Source organism: Methylobacterium sp. Leaf106, assembly GCF_001422895.1.
GTDB classification, from domain to species: domain Bacteria; phylum Pseudomonadota; class Alphaproteobacteria; order Rhizobiales; family Beijerinckiaceae; genus Methylobacterium; species Methylobacterium bullatum.
Genome location: NZ_LMNB01000032.1, coordinates 145531 through 164112, shown reverse-complemented (window position 1 = coordinate 164112; position 18582 = coordinate 145531). Strand labels below are relative to the sequence as shown.

Sequence of the window (18582 nt, the reverse complement as noted above, 5' to 3'; positions counted from 1 at the left end):
CTACGCGATCCGCGAAGCATGAAGCGTGCTCCGCGGATCGCCGAGTCGGGGACAGTCCTGGCTCAGGCCGTACCGAAGACGCGCGAAAAAATCGTGTCCACGTGCTTGAAATGGTAGCCGAGGTCGAAGCACTCCTCGATCTGCTCCGGGCTCAGCGACGCGGTGACGTCCGCATCGGCCTTCAGCAGGGTGAGGAAGTCGCCTTCGCCGCGCCAGACCGGCATGGCGTTGCGCTGGACCAGGCGATAGGCGTCCTCGCGGGACACGCCCGCCTGCGTCAGGGCCAGAAGCACCCGCTGCGAGTGGACGAGGCCGCCGAGCTTGTCGAGGTTGCGCTGCATCTGCTCGGGGTAGATCAGCAGCTTGTCGATCACGCCGGTGAGACGCGCCAGGGCGAAGTCGAGGGTCACCGTCGCGTCGGGGCCGATCATGCGCTCCACCGAGGAATGCGAGATGTCGCGTTCGTGCCAGAGCGCCACGTTCTCCATGGCGGGCAGCGCGAAGGAGCGCACCATGCGGGCGAGGCCGGTGAGGTTCTCGGTGAGGACGGGGTTGCGCTTGTGCGGCATGGCCGACGAGCCCTTCTGGCCCTCGGAGAAGAACTCCTCCGCTTCCAGGACTTCCGTGCGCTGCAGGTGGCGCACCTCGACGGAGAGACGCTCCACCGAGCTCGCGACGACGCCCAGGGTGGCGAAGAACATGGCGTGGCGGTCGCGGGGGATGACCTGCGTCGAGACCGGCTCGGGCGTGAGGCCCATCGCCTTGGCGACATATTCCTCCACGCGCGGATCGATATTGGCGAAGGTGCCGACGGCGCCCGAAATCGCGCAGGTGGCGACCTCCTCGCGGGCGGCGACGAGACGGGCACGGGCGCGCTCGAACTCGGCATAGGCCTGGGCGAGCTTCAGGCCGAAGGTCACGGGCTCGGCATGGATGCCGTGCGAGCGACCGATGGTCGGGGTCAGCTTGTGCTCGAAGGCCCGGCGCTTGATCGCGGAAAGAAGCGCATCGACATCCTTGATCAGGATGTCGGCGGCCCGGACGAGCTGCACGTTGAAACAGGTGTCGAGGACGTCCGACGAGGTCATGCCCTGGTGCACGAACCGCGCATCGGGTCCGACGATCTCGGCGAGATGCGTCAGGAAGGCGATGACGTCGTGCTTGGTGACCGCTTCGATGGCGTCGATGCGGGCGACGTCGAACACCGCGTCGCGGCCCTTCTCCCAGATCGTGGCGGCGGCCTCCTTGGGCACCACGCCGATCTCGGCCAGCGCCGTGGTGGCGTGAGCCTCGATCTCGAACCAGATGCGGAAGCGGCTCTCGGGAGACCAGATCGCCGTCATCTCGGGGCGGCTATAGCGGGCAATCATACGGGCGCCTCGGGTCGGACGGATCGGGACAAGGAGGCTGGCGCCTAGCATGAGCGGGGCCTGCGCTCAACGCGCGGCCCCGGTGGCGCTCTGTACGAAGTGATACATTTCTGCATCGCTCCGGTGAAACCAGAGGTGCGCGTCTCGCAAAGCTGCTTGGCGGGCGAGGCATTTTTCGCCGCGCGTTCCGTCGCTTAGTCTGTATCTTAGAACGCTTATTAAATGAGCTATAAAATAGGAGTGGTGTCAATCCGACTATGACAGGTTGCCGATCAAATACGCGTGTCTATTACACGAATGTGTTCTGCAGATAAGGGTAATATTTCTCCATTTATGCAGAATAGTACCAATAGAACCGAGACGCGCCGATGCATCCCTTCGCCCGTATACGTCTGATCACGGTTCTCTCGGCCGTGCCTTTCCTATCGGACATGCGGGTCGCGGAAGCACAGGCCGTTGCCGCCGATCCCGGCAACCACACGGAAGTGACCCTCGACCAGCTCAGTGTGGACGGGGTGGGGGGCAATGCTGTGGGCTACCGCGCCAACCGCAGCCGGAGCGCGACGAAGACGGACACCCAGCTGATCGACACCCCGCAAGCGGTGACGGTCGTGACGCGCGAGCAGGTCCAGGATCAGGGCTTCCAGGGCGTCACGGAAGCGTTGCGCTACGTCCCCGGCGTGTTCCTGCACCAGGGCGCCGGCAACCGGGACGAGGTCGTGATCCGCGGGCAGCAATCCAGCGCCGACTTCTACGTGAACGGCATGCGCGACGACGCGATGTACTACCGTGATCTCTACAACGTCGAACGGATCGAAGTGCTCAAGGGGCCGAACGCGATGATCTTCGGTCGCGGCGGCGGCGGGGGCGTCGTCAACCGCGTGCTCAAGGACGCCACCGGAACTCCGGTCCGGGAAGTCATCCTTCAGGGTGGCCAGTATTTCAACAAGCGGGTGGCCGTGGATGTCGGCGACCGGGTCTCGGACAGCGTGTTCTTCCGCCTCAACGGCATGTTCGAGGACAGCGGTACCTTTCGTGACTACGTCGACCTGCGGCGCTGGGGCATCAATCCGACGGCGACGATCCTGCTCGGGCCCGAGACCACGCTGAAACTGTCCTACGAGTATTTCCACGACGACCGGACGGCGGATCGCGGCATCCCGTCCCAACTCGGACGGCCCTATCGCTATCGCGACAACATCAGAACGTTCTTCGGCAATCCCGACCTCAGCTACTCCCGTGTCGATGCGCATATCGCGACGGCGGTTCTCGATCACCGCTTCGACTCGGGCGTCGAGATGCGGAGCCAGTTCCGCTACGCCGATTACGCCAAGGCCTATCAGGTCGTGTATCCGAGCATCCGCTCCGGCGGCGCGGTGAACGCCGCCGGGACGGCCGTCGATCTCAGCGCGTTCAACAACGACACGCCGAGGACGAACTTCTTCAACCAGAACGATTTCACCTACAAATTCGCCACGGGGCCGCTGGCCCATACGCTGCTCGCGGGGTTCGAACTCGGCAAGCAGGACGGCATCACCTACCGGGAGGACGGCTTCTTCGCGACGACCGGAACGCAGACGCTGACCGTCAATCCGCTTTCGCCGGTCTCGCGAGTCCCCGTCACCTTCCGCAACCTGGCCTCGTCCTCCAACAGCCGCTACGACCTCGGACTGGCTGCGGTCTACGTCCAGGATCAGATCGAGATCGGTCCGCATGTCCAGGTGATCGGCGGCCTGCGCTACGATCACTTCGATTTCTCCTCGACGGACCGGCGCACCAACGTCACCAATTCCCGCATCGACGACCTGCTGTCGCCGAGGGTCGGGCTGGTGTTCAAGCCGGTGGACACCCTCGCCTTCTACGGCAACTACAGCGTTTCGTACTTGCCGTCCGCGGGCGACCAGTTCACCGCCTTGTCCGAAGGGCTCGCCATCGCCGAGCCGGAGCGGTTCGAGAACCGCGAGGTCGGCGTGAAATGGGACGTCTCGTCGACGCTCCAACTGACGGCCGCGCTCTACGATCTCGACCGGTTCAACCAGCGCCTCGCCGATCCGAACCGCCCCGGCTTCTTCCTGCTGAGCGGCCAGACCAACGCGAAGGGCGTCGAGATCGGCGCCAACGGCTATGTCACCGATTGGTGGCAGGTCGCGGGCGGCTATGCCTTCACCGATGCGCGCATCGTCAGCGGGTTCAGTTCCGCGGCCATCGTTCCGGGCAACCATGTCGGGTTGGTGCCGTTCAACGCGGTCACCGTGTGGAACAAGTTCGCGGTCACGCCGTCCTTCTCGTTCGGCGTCGGCGCGATCCACCAGACCCATACGTTCGCGGCTGCCGACAACACGGTCAGGCTCCCCGGCTACACCCGCTTCGACCTCGGCCTCTTCTATCAGGTCACGGATCTGGTGCGGGCGCAGATCAACATCGAGAACGTCTTCGACCGGGGCTACATCGCCACGGCGGACGGGAACAACAACATCAGCCCGGGCGCGCCGAGGATTATTCGTGCGCAGGTCATCGCCAAATTCTGACGCGTGGTTCGCGTCGACGCCGTTCCGGCGAATGATCGGGGCGGCGGACTATTCCACCCGCTGCCAGCCCGGTCCCATCAGGCGCTCCTGAGGCCGGAAGCGGGCCTTGTAGTCCATCTTGCGCGAGCCATCGACCCAATAGCCGAGATAGAGATACGGCAGGCCGAGGGAGGCGGCGCGGCGGATATGGTCGAGGATCATGAAGGTCCCGAGCGAACGCTGGGCCTCCGCCGGATCGTAGAACGAGTAGACCATCGACAATCCGTCGGAGAGTACGTCCGTCAGGCACAGGGCCACGGTCGGCCCGGTGCCCCTTCCGTTGATCGCCGTATCGGGACCGCGCCGACGATAGGCCACGAGATGGGTGTCCACATGGCTGTCCTCGATCATCATGGCGTAGTCGAGCACTGTCATGTCGACCATGCCGCCATCGCCATGGCGCGCATCGAGATAGCGGCGAAACAGGGCATATTGCTCCGAGGCCGGGCGGTTGGGCTCGGGATTGCCGATGAGATCGGCGTTTCGCTGGAGGATGCGGCGATGACTCGCCGAAGGCAGGAAATCCGCCACCACCACCCGCACCGAGATACAGGCCCGGCAGGTCTCGCAGGCCGGCCGATAGGCGATGGTCTGCGAGCGCCGGAAGCCGCCCTGGGTGAGGATCTCGTTGAGGTCGCGGGCGCGCCGCCCCACGAGATGGGTGAACACCTTCCGTTCCTCCTGCCCCGGCAGGTAAGGGCAGGGCGAAGGCGCCGTCAGATAGAATTGCGGTGTGTCGCGGGGATGGCTCGTCACGCTTGCAGCTGACCTCGGGGCCGGCGGGAGCGTTCCCCGCACGAGACGAGTGTACCCGCCCCGTGGCGGGGCTCAAGTGGGTGAGCGTTGCAGCGCCCCATTTTCGCGAAGGGTGGCTCGCATGGCAGGGCTGCTGCCCCTATCAATGGCGCCATAGGTAGACCGGCCGCGTTTCCGACCCAATTCGGGATGAATGCACCCGTTGTCGCGGGGTGGCCATCGGTGACGGGCGGAAACACGGTGGCAAAGTTCGCGCGCGCATGGTGCCTGCCGCCTTCCGGGGGTGGGCCGGAACACGTGAGGCGGCTTCACGGGATCGTCGGTCCCCGCCGCTGCCGAGCGTGACCCGATCTTTCAAGACCGGATAGGGAAATCGTCTCATCAACGCTCTCGCAACATCGATGCCGCGTTCCGACCGTTCGCGTGAAGCCTCGGCCGGTCCCTCGCGTGAGGAAGCCGGACCTGCGGATTACACCCGTCGTGTCGTCGCTGTCCTGATCGCCTCTTTCCTCGCCCGTCTCGTGGTGGTGCGGTTCCTCGACCTCACCTTCATGGAAACCTACGGTGCGGTCGTCGCGAGGCAGCCGTCGCTCTCGTTCTTCGACCAGCCGCCGCTGACATGGTGGACGATCGCGGGCGCCATGCGCCTGTTCGGCTCCGACGATGCCTTGATCGTGCGCCTGCCGTTCCTCGTCATGTCGGTGATCTCGGGCTGGCTGATCTATCGGATCACGACGCGTCTCTTCGATTCCCGTGCGGGATTCTACGCGGTCTGCGCCTATCTGCTGTCGCCGCTTCTGGGGCTTTCGGATGGGAGTCTCGCCCAGACGAACGGGCCGATGACCGTCTTCATTCTCGCGGCCCTGCTGACGTTTCTTCACATCGACTTTGCTGCGTCGCGCATCCGCGACAACGGGATCTGGTACACCTGCGCATTCCTGTTCGGATGCGCCCTCGCGTCCAAGTACCTCGCGATCCTCCTGGTCCCCGGACTGCTTGTCGCCGTGGCGAGCCGGGCGGAGGGGAGGCGCTGGCTCCTGCGTCCTGCCACCTATCTCGGCCTCCTTGTCCTGCTGGTGCCGCTTCTCCCGGTCATCGTCTGGAACGCCGAGCACGGCTGGGTCTCCTTCCTGTATCAAGGTGCCCGCGCCGGTGGGGACGGCAGCATCAACATGGCGCGGGCGTTCCGCTGGACACTGACACAGGTCTTGATCCTCCATCCCCTCGTGTTCGGCCCGGCGCTGTACATGCTGTATCGCGGCCTTCGAAACGGGCCGAGGCAGGAGGGGCCGTGGCTTCTGGCCTGCATGTCCGCGCCGGTCCTCCTGTTCATCTTCGGCGTCATGGTTTGGAGCAGCCACCCGCTGCGCGGCTATCACTGGGCATCCATGGGCTATCTTCCATTGCTGCCCCTCGTCGGCGCCTGGGCGGGTGGCCTCGCCGCCGATCGGCCGGACGCCGCACGGCGCTGGCTCGCCACCCTGGCCGCGACGACGATTCTGGTGATCGGTCTTCTCATGGCCCACGTCTTCACCGGCTGGGCCGAGCGGGTCGCCCCGGCCAAGGCTTTCCGGTCGCAGGACCCGATCCTGCTGGAACTCTACGATTGGGACGATCTTCCCGTCGCGCTGACGGCTCGCGGGTTCGATCCCTCGCGCACCTTCATCGCCGCGACCCGTTGGGAGGATTGCGCCAAGGCCTTCTATGCCGTCGGGGACAGATTCCGCAGTCTGTGCCTCGCGGGCGACAACATCCACTTCACGTATCTCGCCGATGCCGAGAAATTCCGCGGCATGGATGCCGTCATCGTAGACAGGTATGCCAATCTCGATGCGGTCAGATATAATCTCGACGGGCATTTCGAGACGTTCTCGGAAGATGTGCCCATCCGCCTGAATTTCCACGGGCGTAAGATGCATGATCTCAGGATCGTCCGGGCGACCCATTTCGATGGGACCTGGCCAAAGCCCAGGATCGGCGCGAAAGGCCGCCAGTGACGCTTCCCTCTACCCAGACATCGTCCGTTTCGCAGGCGGATCGGCCCCTCCTCACGATCGTCATCCCCACCTTCAACGAGCGGGACAACATCGCCGTCATCTGCGGCCGGATCGCCACCGCGCTCGCGCGGCACCGTTTCGAGGTGATCGTCGTCGACGACAATTCGCCCGATGGCACATCCGCCGTCGTCGAAGAACTGGCGAGGAGCGATCCGCGGATCAGGATCATCACCCGGACCGGCCGGCGGGGGCTCGCGGGAGCCTGTATCGAGGGGATGCTGGCGGCCCGTTCCGACCTCGTCGCCGTGATGGATGCGGACCTGCAGCACGAACCGGCGACGCTGACGCCGATGCTCGATCTGATGATGTCCACCGATTGCGACGTGGTCATCGCCAGCCGCTACCTCGACGATCCCGACGTGGCGGCCTTCTCGTCGGTCCGCAAGGCCCTGAGCAATGCCGGGAACCGGCTGGTGCGAGCCTTTCTCCGGGTTCAGACCAGCGATCCCATGAGCGGTTTCTTCCTCATGCGCCGGAGCATTCTGGTGGAGGCCGCGCCACGCCTGAGCCGCGACGGCTTCAAGCTCCTGGCGGATATCCTGGCCCAGGGCGGCCGGTCGCTGAAGATCGGGGAAGTCCCCTATGTCTTCGGCCCTCGACTGACCGGACAGAGCAAGCTCGACGAAAGGGTTCTCTTCGATTTCGCGGTCCTTCTCATCGCGAAATCGGCCTTCGGCGTGCTCCCGACCCGGTTCGTCTCCTTCGCCCTCGTCGGCGGCCTCGGCGTCCTCGTTCACCTGTCGCTGCTGGGGCTCATGCTCTTCGCCCTGAACGACAATTTTCTGATGTCCCAGACCATCGCCACGCTCGGCGCGATGACGGCCAACTTCTTCCTGAACAACATCCTGACGTATCGGGACCAGCGGATCGTCGGCGCCGACCTCCTGCGCGGGCTCGCGGTCTTCTGCCTGTCCTGCTCCTGCGGCGCGTTCAACAATATTCTCGTTGCCCACCTCATCTACACCGGGACCGGCATCTGGTGGCTGGCCACGGGAGCGGGCATTCTGGTGGGCGCAGCCTGCAATTACGTGCTGTCGGCCCTCACCGTATGGCGGCGCTTCGAAAAGCAGCCGGACCGGGAGACGCAGGTCCACCAGAGCGATGCCGCTCTGGCGAAGGGCGGCGGAGACCTCGGCATTCCCCAGCCTCCCTCCCTGTCGCGGTAGTGGCGAAGTCCCAGCTGGACTTCGCCCGGTAGGCTCAGATCCGCACCACCGCCAGGCCGACGAGCACGTCGTGGCCCAGGCGCCGGTCCGACCTCATGAGCCCGAACAGGATATCGACGAACCACAGCAGGAACGTCGAGATGGCGACGTAGAACAGCAGGGCGTGGATGGCGGCGGTGAGGAAATCCACCCGCAGGCCGCTGGCCGGAGTCACCACGCGCAAACCCATCATCCGCATGCCCCAGGTGCTCTGGGCGGCGCCGCCCACCGTCACCGCGCTGTAGAGGATGCCGCTGGCGGGAAGGATCGCGAACAGGGTCCAGCCGAGGCCGAAGGTCAGCACTCCGAGTACCGTGATCGCCAGGGTGAGGAGCGCGGTGAAGCCCAGGATGAAGAGGATGTCGAGGAGATAGGCGACGAAGCGCGCCCCGAGACTCGCCCTGACGAAGGGGACCGGGAGGGCGTTCGGGAAGCCGGTCCCGTAGCGCTCGGCGTAGCCGGCGGGGTCGTAGCCTGGGGGCGTATTGAGCATGGCCGATAGCCTTCGAGAGGGGAGACGATTCTCCCTCATGAAGAAGACATGGGAGGACCCATGCCTTCGCTCAAGGTCACACGGGCTTTGTCGGGTTCGAGGTCAGGCGGATTGCTCGATCACGCCACGCCATCCCAGTCCGCGATACGTCTCGTAGCCCGGGGTCTCGTGGAAGGCGACGAGGCGCCCCGCTGCATCGATGTAGCTTCCCTGGCTCCGTCCGTCCGTGCGGAGGGGATAGCGCTCGGTGAGGAGGCCATTGCCCTTGGAACAGGCGATGACGCGGTTCTCGGCATCGAGCAGCATGACACGGCTATGGGCCCGCTCCGCCGGCGCGAGGCGGACGCCCTCGACGATGGTGCGTGCCTGCGGCTCCCAATCGAAATGGATCGCGAGAAAGCCGATGGGCTTGCCGTTCGCCTCGCCGCCTTCCCGCACGGAGGCGACATAGGTGGCGCTCTGTGCGCCGTTGAGCGCGGCGACCCGTGCCACGTTGGCCACCGCGAACTCATCGCCGGAGGCCAGCGGCTTGGCGAGGGCGAACCACGGCTCCTGGCTCACATTCTGGCCGACGACATTGAACCGGTCGGGCCGGCCATTGGCGATGACTTTGCCGTCGAGGCTGCACAGCCAGAGATCGAGATAGACCGTGTAGGCGGAGAGGATGACTCCGAGTCGGTGGGAGGCGTGGTTTCTGACCGCTTCGGTCGGAGAGACGGCGCATGCGACCACCGCGGCATCGGTCGCCCACCACCTCACGTCGCAGGTCCGCTCGTAGAGATTGCGGTCGATGATCTCCACGGCATTGAGCGCGAGATCGATGCAGCGCGCGGAACGGCTCTCGCTGGCCAAGTGCTCCACGGCCTGGGTCAGGCTGTCGACGCCGTCGCCGAGAGCGCTGCCGAGGCCCGAGACGAGGCCCTCGATTTCGCCCGCGACGCTGCGAACCTCATTGGCGACGACGGAGAAACCGGCGCCGCGCTCGCCCGCATGCGCCGCTTCGATGAGGGCGTTCAGGGCCAGCAGATTCATGCGTCGTGTGATGGACTTGATCGATCCGACGCTACGATGGGTGAGAGACTTCAGCTGCTGGGTCGATGTCTCGACGAGCATCGAGAGACTGTCGGCCGGTTGATCTATCTCGTTCAGTTTTGTGGACATCGCATCCTCAAAATGGCCAGACCAAGCTCGACGCTTGGTATTTCGTATATCGATTCAAGATCGAGATTGGCCGACAGGCGACTGCGAACGTTTCGAGGTCTGCCGGTCAGAGACAATCCTGCCGCCTCCCCAAGCAAACCGAAGCAATAAGAATGCCAGGGCCGTGCGAATGCCTAGCGCGCCGGCGCGGGGTCGTTTGCTTCGGAATCTAATGTTTCGAGATAGTATTTCTTAAGCATGAAAAGCGCCCCGCCCGACACCGCCTTGTGGTCCATGCGGATGCCGATGAGACCCGCGCCGCCGTCGAACAGGCAGTCGATGCGGTGCTGGCGTTGGCCCAAGGCGTAATCGACGCGCACGCTGTCGGGCGCCGATCCACGGCCGACATGGAGCAGACGGGGCGAGAGGTCGGCTGCCACCAGCGCGGGAAGCGTCCGCCGGCAGGTGGTGATCCGCAGCCGGTCGACGGAGCTGTCGCAGGCCGTCAGGAATGCGACGACCGCGATCGGCAGGAGCGCGCCGGCGGGCCGAGCCGCCCGCGGGCGCATCTCAGATGCCGTCGCGCAGGCGTTCGGCCACGCGGGGCGCATAATAGGTCAGGATGCCGTCGGCGCCGGCGCGCTTGAAGGCGAGGAGGCTCTCCGTCATGGCGCGGGTGCCGTCGAGCCAGCCGTTGAGGGCGGCGGCCTCGATCATCGCGTACTCCCCCGAGACCTGATAGGCGAAGGTCGGAACGCCGAATTCGTCCTTCACCCGGCGGATGATGTCGAGATAGGGCAGGCCCGGTTTGACCATCACGGAATCCGCGCCCTCCTCGAGATCGAGGGCGACTTCCCGGAGGGCTTCGTCCGAATTGCCCGGATCCATCTGGTAGGTGCGCTTGTCGCCCACGAGGGCGGCCGAGGTGCCGATGGCGTCGCGGAACGGGCCGTAGAAGGCGCTGGCGTACTTCGCCGCGTAGGCCATGATCTGGACGTCGCGAAAACCGGCCTTGTCGAGGCCGGTGCGGATCGCGCCGACGCGGCCGTCCATCATGTCGGAGGGGGCGATGATGTCCGTGCCCGCCTCGGCCTGGATCAGGCTCTGCTCCACGAGGAGCGCCACCGTCTCGTCGTTGAGGATGGCCCCGTCCTCGATCAGGCCGTCATGGCCGTGGCTGGTATAGGGATCGAGGGCGACGTCGGTCATCACGCCGATTTCCGGCACCGCCTTCTTCACCGCCCGTACGGCGCGGCAGACGAGGTTGTTGGAATTGAGCGATTCCGATCCGGTCGGGTCGCGCAGGGACGCTTCGGTATAGGGAAAGAAGGAGATGGCCGGGATGCCGAGCCGCGCCGCGCGTTCCGCCTCGCGGACGATCTCGTCCACGCTGAGGCGCTCCACGCCGGGCATCGAGGCGATGGGCTCGCGCCGTCCGGTCCCCTCGATGACGAAGAGCGGCCAGATGAGGTCGTCCACCGTCAGGGTATTTTCGCGCACGAGGCGGCGCGACCACTCCGCCTTGCGGTTGCGCCGGGGGCGCTGGGTGATGCTCAGCGACGCGGCGGAACTCGCCTTGGCGCTCTCGATGGCGAGGGGACGCGGGGTCGGGGTCGCTTCGGTCATGGTCTCTACGTCTCGAAGGCCCGTCGCGGGCGCGTCGGGGCCGGCCTAACACATCCCCAAAACTCTTCGAAACCCGGGCCGATCGCCGCCCCCCGATTGACGGGTCTCGACAGAGTTCGTCTAAGCGACACGGTGAACGCGGCGTTTCCTCAACCCCGCACCGCCCGACGCGCGGAATCCCGCGAGTCCCCGAGGGTGAGGCAGCCGCCGACCGGAGACGATGGATGACAGGCGCAGACGAGCCGGAGATCCTGTTCGAGCGGCGCGGGCACGCCGGCCTGATCACCCTGAACCGGCCTAAAGCCTTGAACGCGCTCACTTTCTCCATGACGACGGCGATGTATCGCGTCCTGTCGGAATGGGAGCGCGACGACACGATCACCCGCGTGGTCGTCCGCGGCCGGGGCGGGAGGGCGTTCTGCGCCGGCGGTGACATCCGCCAGATCCACGACCTCGCCCGCCGGGGGCTGGACGACGAGGTGAGGCGGTTCTGGCTCGCGGAGTACCACCTCAACGCCTATGTGCAGCGCTATACGAAACCCTACATCGCCCTGATCGAGGGGATCGTCATGGGCGGCGGGGTGGGTTTGTCCCTGCACGGGAGCCACCGGGTGTCCTCGGAGCGCTACACCCTGGCGATGCCGGAAGTGGGAATTGGGTTTTTTCCCGATGTGGGAATGACCCATTCGCTTCCGCGCCTGGTCGGTCGCGCAGGGGTCTATCTGGCCCTGACCGGCGCACGGATCGGTGCCGGCGATGCCCTCGCTCTGGGGCTCGCCACCCACCATTCGGCGGCGGAGAATTTCGACGCCATCACGGACGAGCTGGCCGGAGGTGGCGCCATCGAACGGGCTTTCGACCGCCACGCGACGGCCTTTCCCGAGGTCGGCCCGATCACGGCGCATGGCGCCACGATCGAGGCCTGTTTCTCCGCCGACAGCGTCGCCGGGATCCTCGCGAGACTCGACGCGGACGGGTCGCCCTTCGCCACCGAGACCGCCGCGCTGATGCGCACGCGCTCTCCCCACTCCCTGTGCATCGCGCACGAGCAGATGAGGCGGGGCATCGGCATGGACTTCGCCGAGGCGATGCAGGCGGAGTATCGCCTCGCCATGCGGGCCATGCACTGGCACGACTTCCACGAAGGGGTCCGCGCCGTGCTGGTGGACAAGGACAACCGCCCGGACTGGCGACCCGCCGCCCTGGCCGACGTGGACCCGGCCGGGATCGCCGAGGCGTTCACCGACCTGCCCGATGGCGACGCGCCGAGATTCGATGGATCGGAAAGGATGCCGTCATGAGGGGACTGACCAAGGTCGGCGCGACGCGGGACGGGCGCGGGCGCGCCAACGACGTGGCCGGCGACCGCATCGAGCGGTCGCCGCGTGTGCCGCAGACGGGGTGGGACGTGGTCCTGGTTTGGTTCATGCGCGTCACGGCCGTGTTGTGGCTGGCGAAGGGCGTCTCGACCTGGGCGACGATCCTCGACATCTTTCCGGGCGCGCGCCCGTTCGAAGCCGAATCGCTCGGCCGCCAGACGGTCATCGTCTATTTCGCCGTGATCGACTTCATGGCGGCGATCGGGATGTGGCTCACCAGCGCCTGGGGCGGTGTGGTCTGGTTGCTGGCCGCCACGAGTGCCGTCACCCTGGCGATCCTCACGCCGCATCTGTTGCCGATGTCGATTCCGGTCCTCGGAAGCCTGGGAGCTATTGTTGTGATCTATTTCGCTTTGTCTTGGGCTGCGGCGCGCGAGGTCAGGTAAACAACACCTTACTGGATTACTTTCATTTTGCATTTACCGACAGAGGTAAATTGCAAATTCATCGTATCGCTTAAACCGTCTTTCACCCGTGACTCGTAGATTGGCTTCATAAGCGGTGCCGAACACAACGGCGCCCGACCCAAGAACCCTGACGAGGCACCCCGATGAAGTCCCAGTCCGCCAAGGTGATCGAGAGCAACACCTCCGCCGAGACCAGCCCGGCGCACGGTTCCTACCTCGAAGCGCTGCACCTCGTGGAGCGTCTTCACCGCCGCCTTCTCGACGTGATCAAGGACGAGTTCGAGCGTCGCGGCCGCGAGGACGTCAACAGCGTCCAGGCGCTGCTGCTCTACAACATCGGCGACAAGGAACTGACGGCCAGCGAGCTGCGGACGAAGGGCTACTATCTCGGCTCCAACGTCTCCTACAACGTCAAGAAGCTCGTGGAGGCCGGCTACCTCCACCACGCCCGGTCGAAGACCGACCGCCGCTCGGTGCGCATCAGCCTCACCGACAAGGGCCGCACGATCCACGACATCATCCAGGGCCTCTACGACAAGCACGCCCGCACCATCCAGCCGATCGGCGGCATCTCCGACGACGATTTCGGACGCCTCAACGTCGCCCTCGGCCGCCTCGAGCGCTTCTGGACCGACCAGATCCGCTACCGGCTCTAAGTACCTGTTCGAGCGGTTCGTCCAAGGTTTCACCTCATCCTGAAATGCCGCGGAGCGGCCTCGAGGGAGGCTTCCAGGGATCGCGCGACGACTGGAGGGCTCCCTCGAGGCCTCCGCTACGCTCCGGCACCTCAGGATGAGGGGGTTGGTTCGGACGATCGACTTTGGCAGCTGTTCGGCGCTGGCGCGAGCATCCGCGGAGAAATCCCATCGAGCGGGTTTTGAGAACCGCTCTGAGACGAGCGCGCACCGCCAACCCGCTCGTCATCGACGTCCCGGAACGTCCCGGATCCGTCTCGGGCCATTCCTCGTATCGACCCAGCCCTATGAGGGCTGCTCCTCGCCGACATGTTCTTCCTCCTCCGTGAGAGGGGGCTTTTCGTCGGCATCGTCTCCGACCAGCTCATCGAGTTCGTCGATGAGGTCGTTCACCTGATCTTCGGTGGCGAGGATGCGGAAGATCTCGCCGTCCACGGTTTCGATGGTCAGGCGATAGCCTCCGTCCGTCTCGTCGGTGAGGACGCGAGCCAGCTTCTTCGTCGGTGTCATGCGGTTTCCCTCTCGTGCGAACGGGTTCGGTTAGGGATCAGATCAGGTCGGAAAAGACGCGATCGGACCAGGCCGTGGAGGCGGCGGGGCGGGACGGGGCTTGCCCCGGTTCGGCGCGCGCGGGCTTCGTGCGCCTCGGGCCGGGCGTCGTCTTCGCCTGCCGCGCGGGCTTGTGAGGGCCGCCCACGGCGTCGTGCTCGAAGAGGAGGCAGGCTCCGTGCTCGTCCGAGATCCAGCCTCGGTCCGCCCAGCCGATGAAGCGGCCGTCATAGGCGTAGACCTTGTCGTCATGGATGAAGGCCGCGGCTCGGCCGTTCCAGAGGTAGAGGGAGTGCCCGTCGTGGCAGTACGCCGCCTCGCCGCCCTGTCTGTCGAAGAACTCGATCATGGACGACTCAAGCCCCGATCTGGCTGTTGTGCAGCGTGCGGAGCTCGACATAGCTCATGGTCTCGCTGCTCCAGGTCGGTCCGTCGGAATCGTGCAGGCGCTTTGCGAGCGGCTTGTGCTTGTCGCCCTGATAGAACCCCATGATGACGGTCTGGCCGTCGGTATCCTCGGCCTCGATCCGGTAGGCCGGCTGCGTGCCCGATCCGAGCCGGCTCAGGCGAACGCGCAGGGTCGGATTGCGGGTCTGGTCGGGGACCATGTTGAGATAGACGCCCTTCAGATATTCGAGGCGGTCCGCTTTCCGTCCGGCGAGATCCGCGATCGAGACGTTCTCGGCGAGCATGTCGGGCTTGTTCATGAAGGATCTGCTTTCTGGTGGATGTGATGGGGCGCGGGCCACTCGCATAGACAGGGCGCATCGACCTGCGATGTTCCATGCGGCGACCGGAGCGGTGTCGGGTATGGGCCGGGCCATCGTCGGCGTGTTCGCCCTCTGAGGCCGGCGAGAGGGGGACGACACCACCGCCATCCACCACATCGCTTGCTGCGTGGGGCGGAGGAGGGCCGATCCGGATCGTATCAGTGCAAGGTCGGCGGCGGTTCGAGGAACGCGCGCATGCCGTCACCGTCCTCGATGGCCTCCATGAAGGCGTCGAGGGCATCTTCGTCGGAGGCGAAGGTCGTATCCCAGACGGTGGACCAGCCGGTCTGATCGATGACTTCGAGCGTCCACGGATCCTGCGTGCCGGCGAAGCGATAGACGTTCACCGTCACCGTGATGCCGTTCTGGGTCGCCCGTCCGGTCAGGTCCGAGAATTCCATAATTGGCATCTCTTGGGTCATGGGGTGTTTCTCTCGAATGACGAGTTCACCGCAGGGACCCGAACGTGTCCCTATCTCATGAGCCGAAGTGCCAGTTCTAGCAGAGTTCTTGCCGGAACGGTTCCGAAAACTTTGAAACGGCCGGGCATCGAGCCCGGGCGATCACGAAAAAGGCGGCATCCCTGCTGGAACGCCGCCCTTTCATACCGCTCTTGTGAGCGATCGACTTAGTTGAAGGTGTCGATCTCAGCCGACTCGTAGCTGGTGACTTCCATGCCGACGCACACTTCCTGAACGATGGGGGCAGACCACGTCATGACGTTTCTCCTGGCTGGTGATGATGGGGCTTGGTGACACGGGCCCGTGAGGGCGCCGATCCCTTAGTTGAAGGGATCGATTTCCGCCGACTCGTAGCTGGTGACTTCCATGCCGACGCAAACTTCTTGAACAACGGGGGCAGACCAACTCATGGCGAAACTCCTTCGTGTCCGACGCCCTCAAGATAGGCGATACATTGGGCGCAATACAAGCGGGCGCGAGACTTATATTTTTCATATGATGGCTCGTCGTGGCCGGATTTTCCCCGATAAGCGGACGATCTTCCTCCCATAGAGAAATATGTTGCAGGATTGTGCTCCGTCGGCGCGCGATCCCGGTCGCGTCGCTGCCCGTTCCGAAGGCGGAAACGGCGGCTCCCACGGCCGTCCCGCGCGTTCCGCCGGCAGGTCCGAAAGACAGGAGGAAATTCATCTTGACGCGCCCCGTGGCGGAGCGCATGGGGGCGCCGCCGACGGCTTCCCCTCGGCGATCCGCATGTGCGGATCGCAGGTGGACGCCTTGGAGCCCGAATTCCCCATCCATGCCCAGCGACAGTCCCGTCGATCCAGCCCGCCCGGCCGCTATCGTTCTGACCGCCTGAGGCCCTGACGGGTTCACGCGCGGCTCACCGCGATCCGGCCGAACACGGCCCGATCGCACTCCTCCCCCGAGGTGAGCCCATGAACCAGATCGCCCCCTTCCCGACCAAGATCGATCCCTCCGTGCTGGCCGCCCGGTTGTCGGACGAACGCGCGCCCGACATCGTCGAGGCGCTGAACGAGGAGGCGCCCGAGGTCGCCGCCGCGATTCTGCTGGGGCTGCCCCACGACCGGGCGGTGGAGGTGCTCGACCAGCCCGAGCTCGACCTCGCCGCCGACATCATCGAGATGCTGCCGCGCGACCGGGTGGCGTCCTACCTGTCGGGCATGTCGGCGGACCGGGTGACGGACGTGTTCCGCGAGATCGAGGAGCCGGGCCGCTCCGATCTGAGGGCGCGGCTCGATGCGGAGACGCGCGGCACGATCGACCGGCTCAGCGCCTATGGCGAGGAGAGCGTGGGCTCGCTGATGACCACGGAATTCGTCACCGTGCCGGGCAACTGGACGGTGCAGCAGACCCTCGACCATGTCCGCACCGTCGAGAAGACCCGCGAGACGATCTACGCGATCTTCGTCCTCGACCCGCGCACCCAGGCGCTGACGAAGGCCGTGCCCCTGCGCCGGCTGATCTCCGGCAATCCCGACGACAACGTCCTCAGCGTCGCAGCCGGTCGGCGGCCGCTCGCCGTCTCGCCCACCGCCAGCCGCGAGGAGGCGGCGCGGCTGATCTCGAAATACGATCTGCTGGCCCTGCCGGTGGTGGATGCGGTGGGCCACCTCATCGGCATCGTCACGGTGGACGACATGATCGACGCCATGGTGGAGAAGCAGACGCAGGACGTGCAGCGCTTCGGCGGCATGGAGGCCCTGCCCGAGCCCTATATGGATATCGGCTTCGGCACGATGATCCGGAAGCGCGCCGGCTGGCTCTGCGCCCTGTTCCTCGGCGAGATGATGACCGCCACGGCGATGCAGGGGTTCGAGGGGCAGCTGGAGAAGGCCATCGTCCTCACCCTGTTCATCCCGCTCATCATGAGTTCGGGTGGCAATTCGGGCAGCCAGGCGACCTCGCTCCTCATCCGCGCGCTCGCGCTCCACGAGGTCCGCCTGCGCGACTGGTGGCGCGTCGCCCTGCGCGAGGTGCCCACCGGGTTGCTGCTGGGCGCCATCCTGGGGACGATCGGCATCGTCCGCATCGTCGTCTGGCAGAAGGCGGGGCTCTACGATTACGGCGAGCACTGGATGCTGGTGGCGGCGACGGTGGGAGCCGCCCTGGTCGGCATCGTCACCTTCGGCTCGCTGACGGGATCGATGCTGCCCTTCGTGCTCCAGCGCCTCGGCTTCGATCCGGCGACGGCCTCGGCGCCCTTCGTGGCGACCCTCGTCGACGTGACCGGCCTCGTCATCTACTTCTCGGTGGCGATGCTGATCCTGCGCGGCACACTGCTCTGACCCTTATCGATCCTCCCGGGCGGAGCACGCCCGGGAGGAGACGACGCGTCAGGCCGGCACGCGGCCGTCGGGGGTGTAGCGGTCGATGGCCTGCGGCAATTCCCGCGACAGGCGGGACAGCAATTCCTCGCGGGTCAGTCCCGTCTGCTGCGCGAGGGTCGCCAGGATGTCCGGGCCGATCGCCTTTTCGAGGTTCTGCGGCGCGATCTCCTGGTTCGGACCCTGGTTGACCCAGGAGGACGCCGTCTCGCCGTGGCCGTTCTGGGTGAAGCGCTCGACGAGCTCGCTCAAGCCCCCGCCGAGGAGGCCGCCGGCTCCCGCACCCCCGAGGGCGCCTCCCAGCTGGCCGAGGATGCCGCCAAGCCCGCTTTGATTAAGCCCGCCCTGGTTGTCGGTCGCGGCTCCCGGCGTTCCCGGAGCCGTCGTCTTGTTCGTAGCACCGCCCAGGAATTCGGCGATCTTGTCCCTGTTCTGGTAGCCCGCCACGGCGAGCAGACCCAGCAAGGCGGTCATGGACGGATATCCGCGGCTCATGCGCTGTCTCCCTTGAGGTTCGCCGCCGGCTCATCGGCGAGGCGACGCTCACTCAACGTGCCTATGGCGCGGCGGGATGCATCGGGCCGCCGGAATGCCCACGAGCGAGGCGCCATGATCGAGGCACCATGGCGCGCTGCACACAAAACTTGTCCGCCCGGCGGTTGTCGACCGTGACCCGCGCATTACGTCGCAAGCGAAGCCGTATGGCGAGGGAACCAGACCCTCGCGGACGGCCTTCTCCCCCGTGGCCGGTGCGACCCG

Annotated in this window: 20 protein-coding genes; 7 read left to right on the top strand and 13 right to left on the bottom strand. The window is 65.7% G+C overall.

The window, feature by feature from the left end:
- Nucleotides 1-62 precede the first annotated feature (62 nt).
- Nucleotides 63-1370, bottom strand: coding sequence for an adenylosuccinate lyase (gene purB, locus ASF34_RS17510; protein WP_056162909.1), 1308 nt, complete (start codon nt 1368-1370; stop codon nt 63-65).
- Nucleotides 1371-1801: 431 nt separating this feature from the next.
- Between purB and ASF34_RS17505 the strand changes: the two genes are divergently transcribed.
- Nucleotides 1802-3898 (top strand): TonB-dependent receptor, encoded by a 2097-nt coding sequence (locus ASF34_RS17505; protein WP_443136548.1) that lies wholly within the window; start codon nt 1802-1804, stop codon nt 3896-3898.
- A gap of 48 nt (nt 3899-3946) precedes the next feature.
- Here ASF34_RS17505 and ASF34_RS17500 read toward each other — a convergent pair whose 3' ends face one another.
- Nucleotides 3947-4693: an arginyltransferase gene (locus ASF34_RS17500; protein WP_018042156.1), complete on the bottom strand. Its 747-nt coding sequence runs from the start codon at nt 4691-4693 to the stop codon at nt 3947-3949.
- A gap of 401 nt (nt 4694-5094) precedes the next feature.
- Between ASF34_RS17500 and ASF34_RS17495 the strand changes: the two genes are divergently transcribed.
- Both ASF34_RS17495 and ASF34_RS17490 read left to right on the top strand, forming a co-directional pair.
- Nucleotides 5095-6690 carry a glycosyltransferase family 39 protein gene (locus ASF34_RS17495; protein ID WP_056162906.1) on the top strand — a complete coding sequence of 532 codons (1596 nt, stop codon included), beginning with the start codon at nt 5095-5097 and terminating at the stop codon, nt 6688-6690.
- Nucleotides 6687-7916 carry a glycosyltransferase gene (locus ASF34_RS17490; RefSeq protein WP_082494217.1) on the top strand — a complete coding sequence of 410 codons (1230 nt, stop codon included), beginning with the start codon at nt 6687-6689 and terminating at the stop codon, nt 7914-7916. Before ASF34_RS17495 ends, ASF34_RS17490 begins: the two co-directional genes overlap by 4 nt.
- A gap of 34 nt (nt 7917-7950) precedes the next feature.
- On the opposite strand, the gene ASF34_RS17485 is transcribed toward ASF34_RS17490, so the two are convergent.
- The 4 genes from ASF34_RS17485 to hemB all read right to left on the bottom strand — a co-directional run bounded on the left by ASF34_RS17485 (nt 7951) and on the right by hemB (nt 11214).
- Nucleotides 7951-8448: an RDD family protein gene (locus tag ASF34_RS17485; RefSeq protein ID WP_018042159.1), complete on the bottom strand. Its 498-nt coding sequence runs from the start codon at nt 8446-8448 to the stop codon at nt 7951-7953.
- Nucleotides 8449-8550: 102 nt separating this feature from the next.
- Entirely contained in the window at nt 8551-9609 is a 1059-nt protein-coding gene (locus ASF34_RS17480) for a methyl-accepting chemotaxis protein (RefSeq protein WP_056162904.1), read from the bottom strand.
- Nucleotides 9610-9782: 173 nt separating this feature from the next.
- A complete protein-coding gene (locus tag ASF34_RS17475; RefSeq protein WP_056150091.1) occupies nt 9783-10157 on the bottom strand; it encodes a hypothetical protein in 375 nt (124 codons plus the stop codon).
- 1 nt (nt 10158) lies between these two features.
- Complete coding sequence (gene hemB, locus ASF34_RS17470) at nt 10159-11214, bottom strand: porphobilinogen synthase (protein WP_018042162.1); 1056 nt, start codon at nt 11212-11214, stop codon at nt 10159-10161.
- A 224-nt stretch (nt 11215-11438) separates the two neighbouring features.
- Here hemB and ASF34_RS17465 point away from each other — a divergent pair, with 224 nt between their 5' ends.
- The 3 genes from ASF34_RS17465 to ldtR all read left to right on the top strand — a co-directional run bounded on the left by ASF34_RS17465 (nt 11439) and on the right by ldtR (nt 13656).
- Nucleotides 11439-12515, top strand: a complete 1077-nt coding sequence (locus ASF34_RS17465) for an enoyl-CoA hydratase/isomerase family protein (protein WP_056162902.1) — start codon at nt 11439-11441, stop codon at nt 12513-12515.
- Entirely contained in the window at nt 12512-12979 is a 468-nt protein-coding gene (locus ASF34_RS17460) for a DUF6163 family protein (protein WP_018042164.1), read from the top strand. Before ASF34_RS17465 ends, ASF34_RS17460 begins: the two co-directional genes overlap by 4 nt.
- Before the next feature lie 164 nt (nt 12980-13143).
- Complete coding sequence (gene ldtR, locus ASF34_RS17455; RefSeq protein ID WP_018042165.1) at nt 13144-13656, top strand: transcriptional regulator LdtR; 513 nt, start codon at nt 13144-13146, stop codon at nt 13654-13656.
- 324 nt (nt 13657-13980) lie between these two features.
- Here the strand turns inward: ldtR and ASF34_RS17450 are convergent, their stop codons facing one another.
- The 6 genes from ASF34_RS17450 to pqqA (ASF34_RS22425) all read right to left on the bottom strand — a co-directional run bounded on the left by ASF34_RS17450 (nt 13981) and on the right by pqqA (ASF34_RS22425) (nt 15885).
- Nucleotides 13981-14205: a hypothetical protein gene (locus tag ASF34_RS17450; RefSeq protein ID WP_018042166.1), complete on the bottom strand. Its 225-nt coding sequence runs from the start codon at nt 14203-14205 to the stop codon at nt 13981-13983.
- 37 nt (nt 14206-14242) lie between these two features.
- Entirely contained in the window at nt 14243-14593 is a 351-nt protein-coding gene (locus ASF34_RS17445) for a 4-fold beta flower protein (RefSeq protein WP_056162900.1), read from the bottom strand.
- A 7-nt stretch (nt 14594-14600) separates the two neighbouring features.
- Entirely contained in the window at nt 14601-14951 is a 351-nt protein-coding gene (locus tag ASF34_RS17440; RefSeq protein WP_238254130.1) for a hypothetical protein, read from the bottom strand.
- 221 nt (nt 14952-15172) lie between these two features.
- Nucleotides 15173-15415, bottom strand: coding sequence for a hypothetical protein (locus ASF34_RS17435; protein ID WP_018042170.1), 243 nt, complete (start codon nt 15413-15415; stop codon nt 15173-15175).
- 227 nt (nt 15416-15642) lie between these two features.
- On the bottom strand, nt 15643-15732 hold the full coding sequence (pqqA, locus tag ASF34_RS17430; protein ID WP_018042171.1) for a pyrroloquinoline quinone precursor peptide PqqA: 90 nt from the start codon (nt 15730-15732) through the stop codon (nt 15643-15645).
- A 63-nt stretch (nt 15733-15795) separates the two neighbouring features.
- A complete protein-coding gene (pqqA, locus tag ASF34_RS22425; protein ID WP_081612606.1) occupies nt 15796-15885 on the bottom strand; it encodes a pyrroloquinoline quinone precursor peptide PqqA in 90 nt (29 codons plus the stop codon).
- 528 nt (nt 15886-16413) lie between these two features.
- Here pqqA (ASF34_RS22425) and mgtE point away from each other — a divergent pair.
- Nucleotides 16414-17784 (top strand): magnesium transporter, encoded by a 1371-nt coding sequence (mgtE, locus tag ASF34_RS17425; protein ID WP_018042172.1) that lies wholly within the window; start codon nt 16414-16416, stop codon nt 17782-17784.
- A 48-nt stretch (nt 17785-17832) separates the two neighbouring features.
- Here the strand turns inward: mgtE and ASF34_RS17420 are convergent, their stop codons facing one another.
- Nucleotides 17833-18318 carry a YidB family protein gene (locus tag ASF34_RS17420; protein ID WP_056162894.1) on the bottom strand — a complete coding sequence of 162 codons (486 nt, stop codon included), beginning with the start codon at nt 18316-18318 and terminating at the stop codon, nt 17833-17835.
- Nucleotides 18319-18582 lie beyond the last annotated feature (264 nt).